The sequence below is a fragment of the uncultured Corynebacterium sp. genome (assembly GCF_902489365.1).
In the GTDB taxonomy this organism is placed as follows: domain Bacteria; phylum Actinomycetota; class Actinomycetes; order Mycobacteriales; family Mycobacteriaceae; genus Corynebacterium.
Genome location: NZ_CABTZR010000171.1, coordinates 1 through 1,623 on the forward strand (window position 1 = coordinate 1; position 1,623 = coordinate 1,623).

A 1,623-nucleotide genomic window follows, 5' to 3' on the forward strand; every position below is an offset into this window, starting at 1 on the left:
CAGGAACTGCTGGGCCCAGATGCAGTGGTTGCCGGCGCCAAAGGTGTAGATGGAATCCTTGGGCAGCTGTTCGTGGAGTGCTGCGAGGATGGCCTCCATGTGGGCGGTGCCCTCGTTGCCCGGGCGGTAGTCCGCGGGCTCGGGAAGGGTGGCGAAGTCGAGGTGGTTCGCGTGAGCGGTATCGAACCACTCGCCGCGCTTATCCTTGCCCTCGACGCTGAGGCGGTCCAGGGCGTTAGCGAAGGCCACGGGGCTTGCCACGATGTGTTCTAGCAGCGCCACCGAGTGGCCGCGCAGGCCGGTATCGAGGTTGATGGCGATATTGCGTGCCTGCGGTGACTGGCGCAAGGTATAGCCGTCGGTAGGAACATCACCGAGAACGGCACCGACTTCGATGACGAGGGAGGCGGCTTCCAAAAGTTGCGCCGCGCGTGGATCACGTCCGTAGCCGAGCCAGCCGGCGTTGGCGGGGGAGTCGAAGGGGACGCGGTCGGCCGCGCGGAAGTCCTGGATGATAGGGATACGGTGATCTTCGGCGAAGCGGGTGATCTTCTCCGCGGCCTCTGGGGTCCAGCGCGGGCCGCCGGCGAAAATGAGTGGCCGCTCTGCGCGGCTCAGTTCGCGGGAGAGGAGGTCCAGGTGATCGTCGGAAAGCGCGCCCTCCGACACCGGGATGGGTGGGTGGATGCTGCCGGTGAACTCCTGGTGGAGAACATCCTCCGGCAAGCCCACGATGACGGGGCCGGGGCGGCCCTGCTGGGCCTGGAAGAATGCTTCGGCCACAACCCGAGAGGCGCGCGAGGGATCATCGAGCACGAAGACCTGCTTGGCCTGGGTGCCGAACCAGGCTTTGGGGTCGAACTCCTGGAAGGACTCGCGGTCACGGTCGGAGGTGGGGATGAGACCGACGAAGAGGACGAGTGGGGTGGCGTCCTGCCAGGCGGTATGGATGCCCACGTAGGCGTTGGCCGCGCCGGGGCCGCGGGTGACCATGGCGACGCCGGGCTGTCCGGTGGCTTTGCCGTGGGCTTCGGCCATGTAGGTGGCGCCGCCTTCGTGGCGGGTGACGACGGCCTTCACGGGGGAATCGTAGAGGCCGTCGAGCACGGGCAGGAAGCTTTCGCCGGGCACGAGGAAAGCGCGGGTGACGTTGTGCGCGGCGAGGGATTCGGCAATGGCGGCGCCGACGTGTGACATGGAGAACCTCCCTGGTGATGTTGTGGTAGTGGTCTCATTATTCTTTGGTGATGCCATGTTGTCTAATGTCGCTAAAGCTCTAAAGCTATGCACTTAGGGCATGGCTACTGGTAAAAGTGGGGGAATGGACATGGTGAAGGCCAAATATTTCCTCGCGGTGGCTGAGGCTGGGACGGTGACCGCTGCCGCTTCACGCCTCGGAATTACCCAGCCGGCGCTGAGCCGCCAGCTGCGGCGCTTTGAAAAGGAACTGGACCTCGAGCTTTTCGTGCGGGCCGGATCTGCGCTCGTGCTGAGCGACGCCGCGCACGCCCTTATCCCAACCTGCCGCCGCCTCCTCGCGGAATCCGGGCGCGCCGGGCAGGCGGTGGAGGCACTTCGGGCGGGCAAAATTCCGGCGCTGCGCGTGGCGGCCACGCCGACGAC

The 1,623-nt window shown here is 65.9% G+C and carries 2 protein-coding genes; one reads left to right on the top strand and one right to left on the bottom strand.

Annotated elements, in window-relative coordinates:
• The coding region (locus RDN59_RS12265) for a thiamine pyrophosphate-binding protein (protein WP_308608078.1) at positions 1 to 1,197 on the bottom strand (1,197 nt) is incomplete at its 3' end.
• Between the two features lie 100 nt (positions 1,198 to 1,297).
• On the opposite strand from RDN59_RS12265, the gene RDN59_RS12270 reads away from it, so the two are divergent.
• Positions 1,298 to 1,623, top strand: a 326-nt coding sequence (locus tag RDN59_RS12270; protein ID WP_308608079.1) for a LysR family transcriptional regulator, incomplete at its 3' end; no start/stop codon positions are given.